Genomic DNA, 16,550 nt, shown 5'->3' with positions numbered 1-16,550 from the left:
CGCCGCGGGCAAATACTATTAGGCTGCCGGTATCATTCTGGCCTTGGGTTGATTCATGTCCACACTTTATCGCACGACGCTGGCAATGTGCTGCCTGGCCTCGCTCCTACCACTCGGCGCCCTGGCCGCTGACGCCGCCAAGCCGGAGGCAGCAGCCGAGGCGCCCGCCGCCCCGGCGCCACGCCCGCCCCTGCTGGAGCGTAGCCAGGAAGACGCGCAAGCCCTGGAGCGCCTGGTGCCAAAAGCCGAACAACAGACCCTGCAGGCCGGCGCGGACAGCTTCCTGGCCCTGTGGAAACCGGCCAACGACAGTGATCCGCAGGGTGCCGTGATTATCGTCCCGGGCGCTGGCGAAAATGCCGACTGGCCCAACACAGTCGGCCCGTTACGGCGCAAGTTCCCGGATATCGGCTGGCACAGCCTGAGCGTGAGCCTGCCCGACCTGCTCGCCGACGCCCCGCAAGCACGGGTAGAGGACAAGCCGGCGCCAGCGCCTGAGAAAGAAGCAGGCGAAAGCGCACCGGCCAAGGACACCCCTGCCGACGCCAACGCCAACATCGCCCAGGCCACCGCCGCCGACACCGATACCGCGGAAAGCACCGACGCCGAGCAAGCCAGCGAACAGAACGACGAGGCCGACGCCGAACGCATCTTCGCTCGCCTGGATGCTGCCGTGGCCTATGCCCAACAGCACAACTCGCGCAGCATCGTGCTGATCGGCCACGGCAGCGGCGCCTATTGGGCAGCACGCTACCTGAGCGAAAAGCAACCGCCCCAGGTGCAGAAGCTGGTGATGGTTGCCGCACAGACGCCGGCACGGGTCGAGCACGACCTGGAAAGCCTGACGCCCACCCTCAAGGTGCCTACGGCTGACCTCTACTACGCCACCCGTACCGGGGACCGCAATGCGGCGGCGCAGCGCTTGCAGGCCAGCAAGCGGCAGAAGGACAGCCAATACAAGCAGCTGTCATTGATTGCCATGCCGGCCAACAAGGACGGCGAACAAGAGCAATTGTTCCGCAGGGTTCGGGGCTGGATGAGCCCGCAACAGTAATTTGAGGTTGCCAGGGGCGCTGTGCGCCCCTTCTAGAACCCGCCCCGCTTGCGAACGATCGCATAGGCCTGGTGCAGTTCGCGGGTCCGCTCGGTTGCTTCGCGCACTTGCGCCTCGCTTGCCCCGCTGCCCGCCAGTTTGTCCGGATGATGCTTGCTGACCAGGCGCCGGTAAGCCTGCTTTACCTGATCCCCCTCGGTGTCGGCCTCGACGCCCAGCAAGCGCAGCGCTGCCGCGAAGTTCATCACACCCGCTGACACCGGTGCCTTGCGCGGCTCGTACTCCAGTGACAGCGCCTGCACCTGACGCCGGCTCAGGCCCAGCTTGTGCCCCCACTCCAGCAGCAGTTCACGCTCGCGCCGCCCAGCCTTGCCGTCGGCCCAGGCCATGCGCCAGCAGGCACGCAAGGTACCCTCGGCGGCATGCGGCTGCAGGCGGATGCGTCGCAGGTGGCCAGACAACCGGTCTTTGCCAGTCTTGCCACGGTTGAAGGCGGCTATCGCCCGCAAACGCGCAGCTTCGGCCATGTCCAGGCGGACCATTTCCTGCCGCGCCTGCTGGATGTGCTGCTCGGCCACACGGCCGTCGCTCTTGGCCAGCCGCCCGAGCAAGACGAACAGCAATTCATCGTCTTGCAGGACCGGGCGACCGCCCAGGCGCTCGCACATGTCGTCCCAGCCCTGCAGGCGAATGCGTCGGTCCATCGCCTGGCCCAGCAAGGCACCGAGCAACGCACCGGGGATACTGGCGACCGCAAAGCCTGCGCCCAACCCGATTACCGTGCCTGGCCACCACATGTCAGGCGCGCTCGCCGATCAAGCGCTCGGCCTCGGCCAGGCGCTCGAGGGTGCCGACATCCACCCAGTGGCCACGGAAGTGCTCACCGCTCACCTGGCCTGAGGCCATCGCCTGGCGCAGCAACGGCGCCAGCTTGAACGCGCCCGCCTGGCAGCCTTCGAACAAGGCCGGGTGCAGCACAGAGAGGCCGCTGAAGGTCAGCGTGCCGGGGGCGTCGTCACCATCGACCACCCGACCCTCGCTCAGACGGAAGTCGCCACGCCCGTGATGGCCGGGGTTGTCGACCAGCACCAGATGCGCCAGCCCGCGCAGCGGCGCGCGCAGGAGGCCGAGGTCATAGTCGGTCCAGATATCGCCGTTGATCAGGGCGAACGGCTCATTCCCCAGCAATGGCAGGGCCTTGAAGATGCCGCCGCCGGTTTCCAGCGGCTCACCTTCGGCCGAGTAGCTGATGTGCAGGCCGAACCGGCTGCCATCGCCCAGATAGTCTTCGATCTGCTGGCCAAGCCAGGCGTGGTTGATCACCACCTCGGTAAACCCGGCCGCCGCCAGCGCGCGCAGGTGATACTCGATCAGTGGCTGACCCGCGACTGGCACCAGCGGTTTGGGGGTATGCAGGGTCAGCGGGCGCATGCGCTCGCCTTTGCCTGCTGCAAGAATCATCGCCTTCATGCACGCGCTCCGGCTTGCAACTCGGCGATCAGCTGGCCCAGTTCAGCAAGCTCCGGGCGACGGCTGACCACTTCATCTATATAGGCGAAGAATCGCGGGACGTCGGCCAAATAACGCGGTTTTCCGTCACGATGGCAGATTCGCGCGAAGATACCGATCACCTTGAGGTGGCGCTGCACGCCCATCAGGTCGCTGGCGCGGTGGAAATCGTCGAACACCGGCTGCACTGGAATACCGGCGGCTTGCGCCTGCTCCCAGTAGCTGCGCAGCCAGCCTTCGACCCGCGCCTGCGGCCAGCTGAGGAAAGCATCCTTGAACAGGCAGGTGATGTCGTAGGTGACCGGGCCATAAACCGCATCCTGGAAGTCCAGTACGCCTGGGTTCGGGGTGCTCTGCATCAGGTTGCGCGGCATGTAGTCACGGTGCACCAGCACCTTGGGCTGGGCCAGGGCGCTGTCGATCAGCAGCTGGCTGATACGCTGCCAGCTGGCTTTCTGCGCTTCAGTGAAGGCCAGGCCGAGCTCACGGCCAACGTACCACTCAGGGAACAGTTCGACTTCACGGCGTAGCAAGGCGTCGTCGTAGCTGGGCAGCGGCGCGTCCATCGGCAGGCACTGGAAGGCCAGCAGGGCCTCGATGGCATCCGCGAACAGTGCATCGGCGTTGTCAGCCTGAATGATGTCCAGGTATGTCTGGTGGCCCAGATCACCCAGCAACAGGAAACCACGTTCCACGTCCTGTGCATGAATCTGCGGCACATGCACGCCTGCGCTGGCCAGCAGATGGTCGATGTCGACGAATGGTCGGCAGTTTTCCTGTGGCGGTGGCGCGTCCATGATCACGAAGCTGTGGCCTGCGCCCTGCCAGCGGAAGTAGCGGCGGAAGCTGGCATCGCTGCTGGCGGCGGTCAGGCTGCCCTCGGGCACCTCGCCCCAGGCGTTGTCGCGGAAAAGCTGATTGAGCTGCTCATCGAGCCAGACAGTCAGTTGTTGCAGGCGTACATCGTGTTCAGGCATTACAAGGGTCTCCGACGGCCCTAGCCGTCAAGCGGGTCATGCTTTATTATCCAGCATCTTTTTCAGACCATCGAGAGGCGTGCGGCCCCACACGCGGGCAGATGGCACGCAGGAAGCCCGGACTAATAAGATGGCATTGAAATCCCCCGCGTTTCGTAGAAAGTTTCCGTTGCTGGTGACCGGCGGTCTGCTGGCCATGCAACCTTTGGCCACCCCCTATGTGGTGGCTGCCGAGCAGTTCGACTGCCAAGTGTCCGCCTCCGGTGGTTGGGACTGCAAGCCCAAGACCCCAGCCAACAACCTGCCTCCGCGCCCGGTGCATGAAGGGGCCGCGCTCACGTCGGGCACCGAAGCCGAGCCGGCCGAGTCCGCTGACAAGCCGATGCTGGTCACCGAGGCCAAGGGCCGTGGCCTGAAGTCGCGCAGCGAAGACTACAGCCACCTCGACTGGGTTCCACGCGAGAAGCTCACTGCAGCCCAACTGGCCGAAACCGGCCCGTACTGCGGTGGCGCGTACATCGAGCCCACTCGCCCCGGCATGGCCGACTCCACGCCGAAGGACGAGTCGCCGACCTACATCAACGCCAAGGTCTCCAAGTACCAGCAGGAGCAGCAGATCGCTACCCTCGCTGGTGACGTGGTCATGCGCCAGGGCAGCATGCAGGCCGAAGCCGACGAGGCCAACCTGTACCAGGCCGAGAACCGTGGCGAGCTCAAGGGCAACGTCAAGATCCGCGACAATGGCTCGCTGGTCGTCGGTGACCAGGCGCAGATTCAGCTCGATACTGGCGAAGCCCAGGTCGACAACGCCGAATACGTGATGCACAAGTCGCACATTCGCGGCAATGCCCTGTACGCCAAGCGTGGCGAAAACGCCATCATCCGTCTCAAGGACGGTACGTACACCACGTGCGAACCGGGCAGCAACGCCTGGCAGCTGAAGGGCAACAACATCACCCTGAACCCGGCGACCGGTTTCGGTACCGCGACCAACGTCACCCTGCGGGTCAAAGATTTCCCGGTGCTCTACACACCGTACATCTACTTCCCGATCGACGACCGTCGCCAGTCCGGCTTCCTGCCGCCGTCGTTCAGCAGCACCAGCGACACCGGCTTCATGCTGGTCACGCCTTACTACTTCAACCTGGCGCCCAACTATGACGCCACGTTGTACCCGCGCTACATGACCAAGCGCGGCCTGCTGATGGAAGGCGAGTTCCGCTACCTGACCAAGTCCAGCGAAGGCCAGTTCGGCGGCGGCTACCTCAACGACGAGGACGACGACCGCAAGCTGCAGACGGACTACAAGAAAGAACGCTGGATGATCAACTGGCAGCACAAAGGTGGCTTGGACGAGCGCCTGATGACTGAAGTTGACTACACCGACATCAGCGATCCGTTCTACTTCCAGGACCTTGAAACCGACCAGATCGGCGTCAAGAGCCGGGACGTGGTCAATCAGCAAGGTGCCCTGACCTGGCGTGGCGACACTTACACCGCCCGCCTGAATGCACAAGCGTACGAGATGGCGACCCTGTCGCAGATCACGCCGTACGACAAGCTGCCGCAGATCACTCTCAATGGCATGCTGCCTTACCATCCAAGCGGGTTCGACCTCAGCTACGAGACTGAAGCCGTGCGCTTCGATCGCGACCTGAAGAACGATTTCGTGACCAACAAAGATGGGCTACCGGATGACACCGCTGGCGTTCCTGGCCAACGTCTGGATGAAAACATCTTCGGTCTTGCGCGTGCTAACGGTACTCGCCTCAACGTTGCGCCAGCTATCAGCCTGCCGATGACAGCTAGCTACGGCTACATCACGCCGAAGCTGAAGTACATGTACACACACTATGACCTAGACCTGGACGGAAAAGGTAAGAACGACCTAATTACTCAGCCAGGTCGAATTCCGCTAGAAGGCGACTTCAACAGCACTCAAGATCGCGATGTTCCGATCTTCAGCGTTGACAGCGGCCTTTACTTCGACCGCAACACTTCGCTGTTCGGCACCAATTACCGCCAGACCCTCGAACCGCGCCTGTTCTACCTCTACGTCCCGTACAAGGACCAGACGGACATCCCGCTGTTCGACTCGAGCGAAAACCTGTTCAGTTACGATTCCCTGTTCCGCGACAATCGCTTCGCCGGCACCGACCGCATCGGCGACGAGAACAAGCTGTCGCTGGGCGTGACCACCCGCTGGATCGAGGAAAACGGCTTCGAGCGTCAGAACTTCAGCATTGGCCAGGCTTACTACTTCAAGGACCGCAAGGTCCAGCTGCCAGGCATTGACTACCGTACCCGCAAGGACTCGCAGTCGGATGTATCGCCGTACGCGTTGGTGTACAACTACTACTTCAACCGCGACTGGCGCTTCAATTCGGACTTCAACTGGGACCCGGACAGCCGCAGCACCCGTTCGGGCAGCGCGATGTTCCACTACCAGCCTGAAGACAACCCGAACAAGATCGTCAACGTCGGCTATCGCTACCGCAACGACACCATCGCCTACGACTCCACTACCGGTACCTGGAAAGTGGGCGGCGGCGACTATGGCACGCCGGGCGATCCGAACTACATCAAGGATTACTACAAGATCCAGCAGCACGACTTCTCGGTCATCTGGCCAGTCGTACCGCAATGGAACGTGATCGCCCGCTGGCAGCATGACTACAACCGTAACCGTACCCTGGAAGCCATGGGTGGTTTCGAGTATGACAACTGCTGCTGGAAGCTGCGCCTGATCAACCGTTACTGGGTCGACTACGACGACTTCAGCCAGGCTACTCCTGCAAACGAAAAAGGCGACCACGGCATCTTCCTGCAAATCGTCCTGAAAGGCCTCGGCGGCGTAGTGGGCAACAAGGTGGAATCGTTCCTCGACCAAGGCATTCAAGGTTACCGTACACGTGAAGACCAAGCTTATTGATCGACTGCGCCCGGTTTTGCTGGGCGCTGCATTGCTGAGTGGCGCGGTGCATGCCGCGGTACAACCCATCGACCGCGTGGTGGCCATCGTCGACAACGACGTGGTCATGCAGAGCCAACTGGACCAGCGTGTCCACGAGGTGCAGCAGACCATCGCCAAGCGCGGCGGCGGCGTGCCGCCGACCGGCGCACTGGAGCAGCAGGTACTGGAACGCCTGATCGTCGAGAACCTGCAGCTGCAGATCGGCGAACGTTCGGGCATCCGCATCACCGACGAAGAGCTGAACCAGGCCATCGGCACCATTGCCCAGCGCAATGGCATGTCCCTGGAGCAGTTCCGCGCCGCCCTCGCCCATGACGGCCTGTCGTTCGACGACGCCCGCGAGCAGGTCAAGCGCGAGATGATCATCAGCCGCGTGCGTCAGCGCCGCGTTGCCGAGCGCATTCAGGTTTCCGAGCAGGAAGTGAAGAACTTCCTCGCCTCGGACATGGGCAAGATGCAGATGTCGGAAGAGTATCGACTGGCCAACATCCTCATCCCGACACCGGAAGCCGCCAACTCCGACGACATCCGGGCGGCTGCGCGCAAGGTCGGTGATGTCTACGACCAGCTTCGCAAAGGCGCTGACTTCGGCCAGATGGCAATTGCCAACTCCAAGAGTGAAAACGCCCTGGAAGGCGGCGAGATGGGCTGGCGCAAAGCGGCTCAGCTGCCACCGGAATTCGCCAAACTGCTCGGCAGCATGAGCGTTGGCGATATCACCCAGCCACTGCGCATTCCGAGCGGTTTCATCATCATCAAGCTTGAGGAGAAGCGCGGCGGCAGCGAGAACGTGCTGCGTGACGAAGTGCATGTCCGCCATATCCTGATCAAACCAAGCGAAGTGCGCAGCGAAGCTGCCACCGAACAATTGGCCGAGAAGCTCTACGAGCGGATCAATAACGGCGAAGACTTTGCCACGCTGGCTAAGAGCTTCTCGGAAGACCCAGGCTCCGCGCTCAATGGCGGCGACCTCAACTGGGTCGACCCAAACAGCCTGGTACCTGAGTTCCGCGAGCAGATGGCCAACGCCCAGCAAGGCGTGGTGACCAAACCGTTCAAGACCCAGTACGGCTGGCACGTCCTTGAAGTGCTGGGCCGCCGTGCCACCGACAGCACCGAGCAGGCTCGTGAGCAACAGGCCATGAACGTGCTGCGCAACCGCAAGTACGACGAAGAGCTGCAGACCTGGCTGCGCCAGATCCGCGACGAAGCCTACGTTGAAATCAAGCTGCCTGGCGCTGACCAGGCCGCACAGTGAAGCCCCTGCGCTTCGCCGTCACCCCCGGCGAACCAGCCGGCATAGGCCCCGACCTGTGCCTGCTGCTCGCCGCCGACGCCCAACCCCATCCCCTGATTGCCATCACCAGCCGTGACCTGCTCGCCGAGCGGGCCGCGCAGCTGGGGCTGGCTGTCAGCCTGCTGCCGGTAATGCCAGGCCAATGGCCCGACCAGCCTGCGCCTGCCGGCAGCCTGTATGTGTGGGATACCCCCTTGGCCGCGCCAGTGGTGCCAGGCCAGCTGGACAAGGCCAACGCGGCGTTCGTGCTGGAAACGCTGACCCGTGCCGGCCAAGGCTGCCTTGACGGGCAATTCGCCGGGATGATCACCGCGCCGGTGCACAAGGGCGTGATCAACGAAAGCGGTATCGCCTTCTCCGGCCATACCGAATTCCTTGCCGACCTGACCAGCACCGCCCAAGTGGTAATGATGCTGGCCACCCGTGGCTTGCGTGTCGCCCTGGTGACGACGCACCTGCCGCTGCGGGACATTGCCGACGCCATCACTGCCGAGCGCGTGGACCGGGTCACCCGCATCCTGCACGCCGACATGCGCGACAAGTTCGGCATTGCCAACCCGCGCATCCTGGTCTGCGGCCTCAACCCGCATGCCGGGGAAGGCGGCCATCTTGGCCGCGAAGAAATCGACATCATCGAGCCAACGCTGGCCCGCCTGCGTACCGAAGGCATGGACCTGCGCGGCCCGCTGCCGGCCGATACCCTGTTTACCCCCAAATATCTGGAGCACTGCGACGCGGTGCTGGCGATGTACCACGACCAGGGCCTGCCCGTACTCAAGTACAAAGGCTTTGGCGCTGCCGTCAACGTGACACTGGGCCTGCCGATCATCCGCACATCGGTCGACCACGGCACCGCCCTGGACCTGGCCGGCAGCGGCAAGGTCGACACAGGCAGCCTGCGCGTCGCCCTGGAAACCGCCTACCAGATGGCCGAGAACCGACCATGAACGAGCAATACCAACACCGGGCGCGCAAGCGCTTCGGTCAGAACTTCCTGCACGATGCGGGCATCATCGACCGCATCCTGCGCGCCATCAACGCCAAAGCTGGCGAACACCTGCTGGAAATCGGCCCGGGCCAAGGCGCCCTGACTGAAGGCCTGCTGGGCAGTGGCGCCCAGCTGGACGTGGTGGAACTGGACAAGGACCTGGTGCCGATCCTGCAACACAAGTTTGCCGGCCGCGGCAATTTCCGCCTGCACCAGGGCGACGCCCTGAAGTTCGACTTCAACCAGCTCGGCGTGCCGCCACGCAGCCTCAAAGTGGTCGGCAACCTGCCCTACAACATCTCCACCCCGCTGATCTTCCACCTGCTCAGCCACGCCGGGCTGATCCGTGACATGCACTTCATGCTGCAGAAGGAAGTGGTCGAGCGCATGGCGGCCGGCCCTGGCGGTGGTGACTGGGGTCGCCTGTCGATCATGGTGCAGTACCATTGCCGCGTGGAACACCTGTTCAACGTGGGCCCAGGCGCGTTCAACCCGCCGCCGAAGGTCGACTCGGCGATCGTGCGCCTGGTGCCGCACGAAGTGCTGCCCCACCCTGCCAAGGATGCACGCTTGCTGGAGCAAGTGGTGCGTGAAGCGTTCAACCAGCGTCGCAAGACCCTGCGCAACACTATGAAGGGACTGCTCGACAGCGCCGCCATCGAGGCCGCTGGCGTGGATGGCAGCCTGCGCCCTGAACAGCTCGACCTGGCGGCCTTTGTGCGCCTGGCCGATCAGCTGGCCATCCAGCAAGCCTGATTCAGCCTGCACCGGCCCTTTCGCGGGACAAGCCCGCTCCTACAGTTGATCGCGTTCCCCTGTAGGAGCGGGCTTGTCCCGCGAAGAGGCCCGTACAGACAACTCAAATCCCCAATCCCTACACCGCTGGCCCTCCCCCCCGCCAATGGCCTAGACTGCATTATTGCGTCAGTTCGCCCAAGGCCCTTGCATGTCCGACCCTCGCTATCAGATCGACGTCAGCGTCGTGACCCGTTACCTCAAAGACCAATCCGACCCCGAAAGCAGTCGCTTCGCCTTCGCCTACACCATCACCGTGCAAAACAACGGCTCGGTCAAAGCCAAGCTGTTGTCGCGTCACTGGCTGATCACCAACGGTGATGGCGAAGTCGAGGAGGTGCGCGGTGCCGGCGTAGTCGGCCAGCAGCCGACCATCGAGCCCGGCCAGAGCCATACCTACAGCAGTGGCGCGGTGATCAGCACACGCGTCGGCACCATGCAGGGCAGCTACGAAATGTTCGCCGAAGACGGCAAGCGCTTCGAAGCCGAGATCGCACCCTTCCGCCTCGCGGTGCCTGGGGCCCTGCACTGATGGCCACCTATGCCGTCGGAGACCTGCAAGGCTGCCTGGGGCCGCTCAAGTGCCTGCTCGAACGGGTCAACTTCAACCCGGCGGTCGACCGCCTGTGGCTGGTTGGCGACCTGGTGAACCGCGGCCCCGAGTCGCTGGAAACCCTGCGTTACCTCTATTCGATCCGCCAATCGCTGGTGTGCGTGCTGGGCAACCACGACCTGCACCTGCTGGCCGCCTGGCACAACGTCGAGCGCCTGAAGAAAAGCGACACCCTGCGCGAGATCATCGAAGCGCCGGACGCCGACCAATTGTTCGACTGGCTGCGTCAACAGAAACTTCTGCATTACGACGAACCCCGCGGCATCGCCCTGGTCCATGCCGGTATCCCGCCGCAATGGACCCTCGGCCAGGCGCTGCAACTGGCCCAAGAGGTCGAGCAAGTACTGCGCGACGACAACCGCCTGCGACTCTACCTCGACGGCATGTACGGCAACGAGCCGAACAAGTGGAGCAAGAGCCTGACCGGTATCGAGCGCCTGCGGGTGATCACCAACTACCTCACGCGGATGCGCTTCTGCACCGCGGCAGGCAAGCTCGACCTCAAGAGCAAGGAAGGCCTCGACACCGCGCCCAAGGGCTTCAAGCCCTGGTACGCGCACAAGGACCGCCGCTCGCGCCACGTGAAGATCATCTTCGGCCACTGGGCTGCACTCCAAGGCCAGGTCAACGAACCCGACATCATCGCCCTCGACACCGGCTGCGTGTGGGGCGGCGCCATGACTCTGTACAACGTCGACAGCGGCGAATACCACCGCTGCGACTGCACGGACGACGGCCATGTCCGCCCGCCGCCACAAGCCACTACACTGAACGATCAACCCTGAAGAGAACCGTACCCATGAGCGAATTCAAGCGCATCCCTCCCGAGCAGGCCCTCGCCTTGCGCGCGCAAGGTGCGGTAGTCGTCGACATTCGCGACTCGCAAGCCTTTGCCGCCGGCCACATCACCGGCGCCAAGCATCTGGATAACCACTCGGTCGCCGAGTTCATCCGCAATGCCGACCTGGATGCCCCGACTCTGGTGGTCTGCTACCACGGCAACTCCAGCCAGAGCGCAGCCGCCTACCTGGTCGGCCAGGGCTTCTCCGACGTGTACAGCGTCGATGGCGGCTTCGAACTGTGGCGTAGCACCTACCCGGCCGAGACCGCCCAGAGCGCTGCCGAATAAATTTTTTTCATTTTTACTGCAGCCCGCGTCCCACGCGGGCTCGCAGCCAACCTGACGAACGGTCGTTCGCAACTTCTCCGCCGCCCGCCCTTGATCTTGCGGATAACCAACTATTCTTAAGCGCAGGCCATCCAGAAAAAGGGGAGAGCCGGTACACCGGCGTGCGGGTCATCGGTAGCGTTACAGGGTGTTCTGGGGGGTATACAGCAATCGGCCAACCCGATTGCATGCCAGCATCAGCTGACTGATCCGGCGTCGTCTCCACGTATCGAGCGAGGTGACGTCATGAGTATTTTTAGCCACTTCCAACAACGCTTCGAGTCTACGCGCCAGGAAGAACTCTCGCTGCAGGAGTACCTCGAGCTGTGCAAAGAGGATCGCAGTGCCTACGCATCGGCGGCTGAACGGCTGTTGCTGGCCATCGGTGAGCCAGAACTGATCGACACCTCTACCAACTCCAGGCTGTCGCGAATCTTCTCCAACAAGGTCATTCGCCGGTATCCGGCCTTTGCCGACTTCCATGGCATGGAAGAGTGCATCGACCAGATCGTTTCGTACTTCCGCCATGCCGCCCAAGGCCTGGAAGAGAAGAAACAGATCCTCTATCTGCTGGGCCCGGTAGGCGGCGGTAAATCGTCGCTGGCCGAGAAACTCAAGCAGCTGATGGAAAAGGTGCCCTTCTACGCCATCAAGGGCTCACCGGTGTTCGAGTCCCCCCTGGGCTTGTTCAATGCCACCGAAGACGGGGCCATTCTCGAGGAAGAGTACGGCATCTCGCGGCGCTACCTGAACACCATCATGTCGCCTTGGGCCACCAAGCGCCTGCAGGAATTCGGCGGTGATATCAGCAAGTTCAAGGTGGTGAAGCTTTACCCCTCGATCCTCAACCAGATCGCCATCGCCAAGACCGAGCCGGGTGACGAGAACAACCAGGACATCTCCGCCCTGGTCGGTAAAGTGGATATCCGCAAACTCGAAGAATTCCCGCAGAACGACGCCGATGCCTACAGCTACTCGGGCGCACTGTGCCGGGCCAACCAAGGCCTGATGGAGTTCGTCGAGATGTTCAAGGCGCCGATCAAGGTCCTGCACCCCTTGCTCACCGCCACCCAGGAAGGCAACTACAACAGTACCGAGGGCCTTGGGGCCATTCCCTATACCGGTATCCTGCTGGCCCACTCCAACGAATCGGAGTGGCACACCTTCCGCAACAACAAGAACAACGAGGCGTTCATCGACCGGATCTACATCGTCAAGGTGCCGTACTGCCTGCGCGTCAGCGATGAGATCAAGATCTACGACAAGTTGCTGGTCAACAGCTCGCTGGCCAAGGCCCATTGCGCGCCAGACACGCTGAAGATGCTTGCCCAGTTCACCGTGCTCTCGCGCCTCAAGGAGCCGGAAAACTCCAACATCTACTCGAAGATGCGCGTCTACGACGGCGAAAACCTCAAGGACACCGACCCGAAAGCCAAGTCGATCCAGGAGTACCGCGATGCGGCGGGCGTGGACGAAGGCATGAACGGCCTGTCGACCCGCTTCGCCTTCAAGATCCTCTCCAAGGTGTTCAACTTCGACCCGCATGAAGTGGCAGCCAACCCGGTGCACCTGCTGTATGTGCTGGAACAGCAGATCGAGCAGGAACAGTTCCCGGCCGAAGTCCGCGAGCGCTACCTGCGCTACCTGAAGGAGTACCTGGCACCGCGCTACATCGAGTTCATCGGCAAGGAAATCCAGACCGCCTACCTCGAGTCCTACAGCGAATACGGCCAGAACATCTTCGACCGCTATGTGCTGTACGCCGACTTCTGGATCCAGGACCAGGAGTACCGCGACCCGGAGACCGGCGAGATCCTCAACCGCATCGCCCTCAACGAAGAGCTGGAAAAGATCGAGAAACCGGCAGGCATCAGCAATCCGAAGGACTTCCGCAACGAAATCGTCAACTTCGTGCTGCGTGCCCGTGCCAACAACAATGGCAAGAACCCGAGCTGGCTCAGCTACGAGAAGCTGCGGGTGGTGATCGAGAAGAAAATGTTCTCCAACACCGAGGACCTGCTGCCGGTCATCAGCTTCAACGCCAAGGCCAGCAAGGAGGACCAACAGAAGCACAACGACTTCGTCACGCGGATGGTGGAGCGTGGCTACACCGACAAACAGGTGCGCCTGCTGTCGGAATGGTACCTGCGGGTCAGGAAATCGCAATAAAGCGGCAAGCTACAAGCCGCACGCTTCAAGCTGCCCAGCGCCGGGCGCAAGCCCGGCGCCGTAGCTTGCAGCAGCGGCGGCTGCTCTTTCCTGCAGCCTGAAGCTTGTGGCTTGCAGCTGCTCCCAGCTACCGGAGGGACCATGAGCTACGTTATCGACCGACGCCTGAACGGCAAGAACAAGAGCACGGTCAACCGCCAGCGCTTTCTGCGGCGTTACCGTGAACACATCAAGAAGGCCGTCGAAGAGGCCGTGAGCCGGCGTTCCATCATGGATATGGAACACGGTGAACAGATCAGCATTCCGGGACGGGACATCGATGAACCGGTACTGCACCATGGTCGTGGCGGCAAGCAGACCATCGTGCACCCAGGCAACAAGGAGTTCACTGCAGGCGAGCACATCCCTCGGCCGCAAGGCGGCGGAGGTGGCAGTGGTCGCGGCAAGGCCGGCAATTCCGGCGAGGGCATGGACGATTTCGTCTTCCAGATCACCCAGGAAGAGTTCCTCGAATTCATGTTCGAAGACCTCGAACTGCCCAATCTGGTCAAACGCCACCTGACCGGCGCCGACACCTTCAAGACCGTACGAGCCGGTATCGCCAACGAAGGCAACCCGTCACGCATCAACATTGTCCGCACCCTGCGCTCGGCCCACGCCCGGCGCATCGCCCTGACCGGCAGCAGCCGTGCGCTGCTGCGCGAAGCACAGAAGGAACTGGACCGGCTGAAAGTCGAGGAACCCGACAATTTCACCGACATCCAGGAAGTCGAACAGGAAATCGAACGGCTCAAGGCACGCATCAACCGCCTGCCCTTCCTTGACACCTTCGACCTCAAGTACAACCTGCTGGTCAAGCAGCCCAACCCCAGTTCCAAGGCGGTGATGTTCTGCCTGATGGACGTGTCCGGCTCGATGACCCAGGCCACCAAGGACATCGCCAAACGCTTCTTCATCCTGCTGTACCTGTTCCTCAAGCGTAACTACGACCGTATCGAGGTGGTCTTCATCCGCCACCACACCAGCGCCCGCGAAGTCGACGAGGAAGAATTCTTCTACTCCCGAGAAACCGGCGGCACCATCGTTTCCAGTGCGTTGAAGATGATGCAGGAGATCATGGCCGAACGTTACCCGGCCGCCGACTGGAACATCTATGCCGCCCAGGCCTCCGATGGTGACAACTGGAACGACGACTCGCCGATCTGCCGCGAGATCCTGTCCAAGCAGATAATGCCGCATGTGCAGTACTACACTTACGTTGAGATCACCCCGCGTGAGCACCAGGCGTTGTGGTACGAGTACGAGCGAATCGGCGAGGCTTTCCCCGACACATTCGCCCAGCAGCAGTTGGTATCGGCCGGCGATATCTACCCGGTCTTCCGTGAACTCTTCCAGCGCAGGTTAGCCACATGACCGCCAGAGCACAGAGACGCCAACCCATTTCCACCGGGTCCGAGTGGACGTTCGAGCTGATCCAGACCTACGACCGAGAAATCAGCCGGCTGGCCGAGCGTTACGCCCTGGATACCTACCCCAACCAGATCGAGGTGATCACCGCCGAGCAGATGATGGATGCCTACGCCTCCGTCGGCATGCCGCTGGGTTATCACCACTGGTCTTACGGCAAGCAGTTCCTCAGTACCGAGAAGTCCTACAGCCGGGGCCAGATGGGCCTGGCCTACGAGATCGTGATCAACTCCGATCCTTGCATCGCCTACCTGATGGAAGAAAACACCATGTGCATGCAGGCACTGGTGATTGCTCACGCCTGCTATGGCCACAACAGTTTCTTCAAGGGCAACTACCTGTTCCGCACCTGGACCGACGCCACGTCGATCATCGATTACCTGGTGTTCGCCAAGCAGTACATCGCCCAGTGCGAGGAACGTCATGGCATCGATGCCGTGGAAGACCTGATCGACTCCTGCCACGCGCTGATGAACTACGGCGTGGATCGCTACAAGCGCCCCTATCCGATCTCCGCCGAAGAAGAACGTCGGCGCCAGAAAGACCGTGAAGAGCACCTGCAGCGGCAGATCAACGACCTGTGGCGCACCATTCCAAAGGGCGCCGAAAAAGGCGGCGAGCGCGACGATGCGCGATTCCCTTCTGAACCGCAGGAAAACATCCTCTATTTCATCGAGAAGAACGCCCCGCTGCTGGAACCCTGGCAGCGCGAAGTGGTGCGCATCGTGCGCAAGATCGCCCAATACTTCTACCCACAGCGCCAGACCCAGGTGATGAACGAAGGTTGGGCGACCTTCTGGCACTACACCCTGATGAACGACCTGTACGACGAAGGCCTGATCACTGAAGGCTTCATGATGGAGTTTCTGCAGTCGCACACCAGCGTGGTGTTCCAGCCCGGTTTCGACAGCCCGTATTACAGCGGCATAAACCCCTACGCGCTGGGCTTTGCCATGTACACCGACATCCGCCGCATGTGCGAGAACCCAACCGAGGAAGATCGCCACTGGTTCCCCGACATTGCCGGCAGCGACTGGCTTTCTACCATCAAGTTCGCCATGAGCAGCTTCAAGGACGAGAGCTTCATCCTGCAGTACCTTTCACCCAAGGTGATGCGTGACCTGAAGCTGTTCAGCATCCTCGATGACGACCAGCGCGATGACCTGCTGGTACCGGCCATCCATGACGAAGCTGGCTACCGGATCATTCGCGAGCAACTGGCAGCCCAGTACAACCTCGGCAACCGCGAGCCCAATGTGCAGATCTGGAGCATCGACCGCCGTGGCGATCGCTCGCTGACCTTGCGCCACCAGCAGCACAACCGCAAACCGTTGGGCGACTCCACCGAGGAAGTGCTCAAGCATCTGCACCGCCTGTGGGGCTTCGATATCCACCTGGAGACCGTACAGGGCGACCAGCTGGTCAAGACCCATCACATGCCGCCGCGTGGGGAGCATGCCGAGAGCGGCGACTACGGGCGCATGGACCTCGCCGTCATCCACCACCTCTGATGCACCGCCGTTGCTGCCGACAGGGTAT

At 62.1% G+C, this 16,550-nt stretch carries 14 protein-coding genes; 11 read left to right on the top strand and 3 right to left on the bottom strand.

All coding sequences use genetic code 11. From position 1 onward, the window contains the following. Positions 1-55: 55 nt before the first annotated feature. The gene (locus C2H86_RS14225; protein WP_159408655.1) at positions 56-1,054 is read left to right on the top strand and encodes an alpha/beta hydrolase family protein; all 999 of its coding nucleotides are present in this window, start codon (positions 56-58) and stop codon (positions 1,052-1,054) included. 32 nt (positions 1,055-1,086) lie between these two features. On the opposite strand, the gene C2H86_RS14220 is transcribed toward C2H86_RS14225, so the two are convergent. The 3 genes from C2H86_RS14220 to C2H86_RS14210 are packed head-to-tail and all read right to left on the bottom strand — an operon-like array spanning position 1,087 to position 3,540. Beyond that, positions 1,087-1,851 carry a TerB family tellurite resistance protein gene (locus C2H86_RS14220; RefSeq protein ID WP_159408654.1) on the bottom strand — a complete coding sequence of 255 codons (765 nt, stop codon included), beginning with the start codon at positions 1,849-1,851 and terminating at the stop codon, positions 1,087-1,089. A 1-nt stretch (position 1,852) separates the two neighbouring features. Beyond that, the gene (gene murU / locus C2H86_RS14215; RefSeq protein ID WP_159408653.1) at positions 1,853-2,524 is read right to left on the bottom strand and encodes an N-acetylmuramate alpha-1-phosphate uridylyltransferase MurU; all 672 of its coding nucleotides are present in this window, start codon (positions 2,522-2,524) and stop codon (positions 1,853-1,855) included. Then, entirely contained in the window at positions 2,521-3,540 is a 1,020-nt protein-coding gene (locus C2H86_RS14210; RefSeq protein ID WP_159408652.1) for an aminoglycoside phosphotransferase family protein, read from the bottom strand. Before C2H86_RS14210 ends, murU begins: the two co-directional genes overlap by 4 nt. 130 nt (positions 3,541-3,670) lie before the next feature. Here C2H86_RS14210 and C2H86_RS14205 point away from each other — a divergent pair, with 130 nt between their 5' ends. The 10 genes from C2H86_RS14205 (at position 3,671) to C2H86_RS14160 (ending at position 16,522) form a co-directional block, all read left to right on the top strand. After that, positions 3,671-6,472, top strand: coding sequence for an LPS-assembly protein LptD (locus C2H86_RS14205; protein WP_159408651.1), 2,802 nt, complete (start codon positions 3,671-3,673; stop codon positions 6,470-6,472). Further along, the gene (locus C2H86_RS14200; protein ID WP_159408650.1) at positions 6,453-7,772 is read left to right on the top strand and encodes a peptidylprolyl isomerase; all 1,320 of its coding nucleotides are present in this window, start codon (positions 6,453-6,455) and stop codon (positions 7,770-7,772) included. Before C2H86_RS14205 ends, C2H86_RS14200 begins: the two co-directional genes overlap by 20 nt. Beyond that, the gene (gene pdxA / locus C2H86_RS14195; protein WP_159408649.1) at positions 7,769-8,758 is read left to right on the top strand and encodes a 4-hydroxythreonine-4-phosphate dehydrogenase PdxA; all 990 of its coding nucleotides are present in this window, start codon (positions 7,769-7,771) and stop codon (positions 8,756-8,758) included. Before C2H86_RS14200 ends, pdxA begins: the two co-directional genes overlap by 4 nt. Further along, entirely contained in the window at positions 8,755-9,555 is an 801-nt protein-coding gene (gene rsmA, locus C2H86_RS14190; RefSeq protein ID WP_159408648.1) for a 16S rRNA (adenine(1518)-N(6)/adenine(1519)-N(6))-dimethyltransferase RsmA, read from the top strand. Before pdxA ends, rsmA begins: the two co-directional genes overlap by 4 nt. A 190-nt stretch (positions 9,556-9,745) precedes the next feature. Further along, positions 9,746-10,126: a Co2+/Mg2+ efflux protein ApaG gene (apaG, locus tag C2H86_RS14185; RefSeq protein WP_159408647.1), complete on the top strand. Its 381-nt coding sequence runs from the start codon at positions 9,746-9,748 to the stop codon at positions 10,124-10,126. Continuing rightward, positions 10,126-10,992 carry a symmetrical bis(5'-nucleosyl)-tetraphosphatase gene (locus tag C2H86_RS14180; protein WP_159408646.1) on the top strand — a complete coding sequence of 289 codons (867 nt, stop codon included), beginning with the start codon at positions 10,126-10,128 and terminating at the stop codon, positions 10,990-10,992. The genes apaG and C2H86_RS14180 overlap by 1 nt, the downstream gene beginning before the upstream one ends. Positions 10,993-11,006: 14 nt before the next feature. Continuing rightward, positions 11,007-11,336 (top strand): thiosulfate sulfurtransferase GlpE, encoded by a 330-nt coding sequence (glpE, locus tag C2H86_RS14175; protein ID WP_159408645.1) that lies wholly within the window; start codon positions 11,007-11,009, stop codon positions 11,334-11,336. A 285-nt stretch (positions 11,337-11,621) separates the two neighbouring features. After that, positions 11,622-13,544: a PrkA family serine protein kinase gene (locus C2H86_RS14170; RefSeq protein ID WP_159408644.1), complete on the top strand. Its 1,923-nt coding sequence runs from the start codon at positions 11,622-11,624 to the stop codon at positions 13,542-13,544. A 141-nt stretch (positions 13,545-13,685) separates the two neighbouring features. Further along, positions 13,686-14,957, top strand: coding sequence for a YeaH/YhbH family protein (locus tag C2H86_RS14165; protein WP_103448722.1), 1,272 nt, complete (start codon positions 13,686-13,688; stop codon positions 14,955-14,957). Then, positions 14,954-16,522, top strand: a complete 1,569-nt coding sequence (locus tag C2H86_RS14160) for a SpoVR family protein (protein WP_159408643.1) — start codon at positions 14,954-14,956, stop codon at positions 16,520-16,522. Before C2H86_RS14165 ends, C2H86_RS14160 begins: the two co-directional genes overlap by 4 nt. Positions 16,523-16,550 lie beyond the last annotated feature (28 nt).

The sequence above is a fragment of the Pseudomonas putida genome (assembly GCF_009883635.2).
GTDB lineage: Bacteria > Pseudomonadota > Gammaproteobacteria > Pseudomonadales > Pseudomonadaceae > Aquipseudomonas > Aquipseudomonas putida_W.
Note: the sequence above shows the minus strand (reverse complement) of the source record. Positions and strands in the feature narration are given on the sequence as shown.

Excerpts from the sequence above, each read along its gene's own strand:
- C2H86_RS14180 (WP_159408646.1), top strand. The coding sequence starts at position 10,126 with ATGGCCACCTATGCCGTCGGAGACCTGCAAGGCTGCCTGGGGCCGCTC.
- C2H86_RS14160 (WP_159408643.1), top strand. The coding sequence starts at position 14,954 with ATGACCGCCAGAGCACAGAGACGCCAACCCATTTCCACCGGGTCCGAG.
- C2H86_RS14225 (WP_159408655.1), top strand. The coding sequence starts at position 56 with ATGTCCACACTTTATCGCACGACGCTGGCAATGTGCTGCCTGGCCTCG.
- C2H86_RS14210 (WP_159408652.1), bottom strand. The coding sequence starts at position 3,540 with ATGCCTGAACACGATGTACGCCTGCAACAACTGACTGTCTGGCTCGAT.
- murU (WP_159408653.1), bottom strand. The coding sequence starts at position 2,524 with ATGAAGGCGATGATTCTTGCAGCAGGCAAAGGCGAGCGCATGCGCCCG.
- rsmA (WP_159408648.1), top strand. The coding sequence starts at position 8,755 with ATGAACGAGCAATACCAACACCGGGCGCGCAAGCGCTTCGGTCAGAAC.
- C2H86_RS14165 (WP_103448722.1), top strand. The coding sequence starts at position 13,686 with ATGAGCTACGTTATCGACCGACGCCTGAACGGCAAGAACAAGAGCACG.
- C2H86_RS14170 (WP_159408644.1), top strand. The coding sequence starts at position 11,622 with ATGAGTATTTTTAGCCACTTCCAACAACGCTTCGAGTCTACGCGCCAG.
- C2H86_RS14205 (WP_159408651.1), top strand. The coding sequence starts at position 3,671 with ATGGCATTGAAATCCCCCGCGTTTCGTAGAAAGTTTCCGTTGCTGGTG.
- glpE (WP_159408645.1), top strand. The coding sequence starts at position 11,007 with ATGAGCGAATTCAAGCGCATCCCTCCCGAGCAGGCCCTCGCCTTGCGC.
- apaG (WP_159408647.1), top strand. The coding sequence starts at position 9,746 with ATGTCCGACCCTCGCTATCAGATCGACGTCAGCGTCGTGACCCGTTAC.
- C2H86_RS14220 (WP_159408654.1), bottom strand. The coding sequence starts at position 1,851 with ATGTGGTGGCCAGGCACGGTAATCGGGTTGGGCGCAGGCTTTGCGGTC.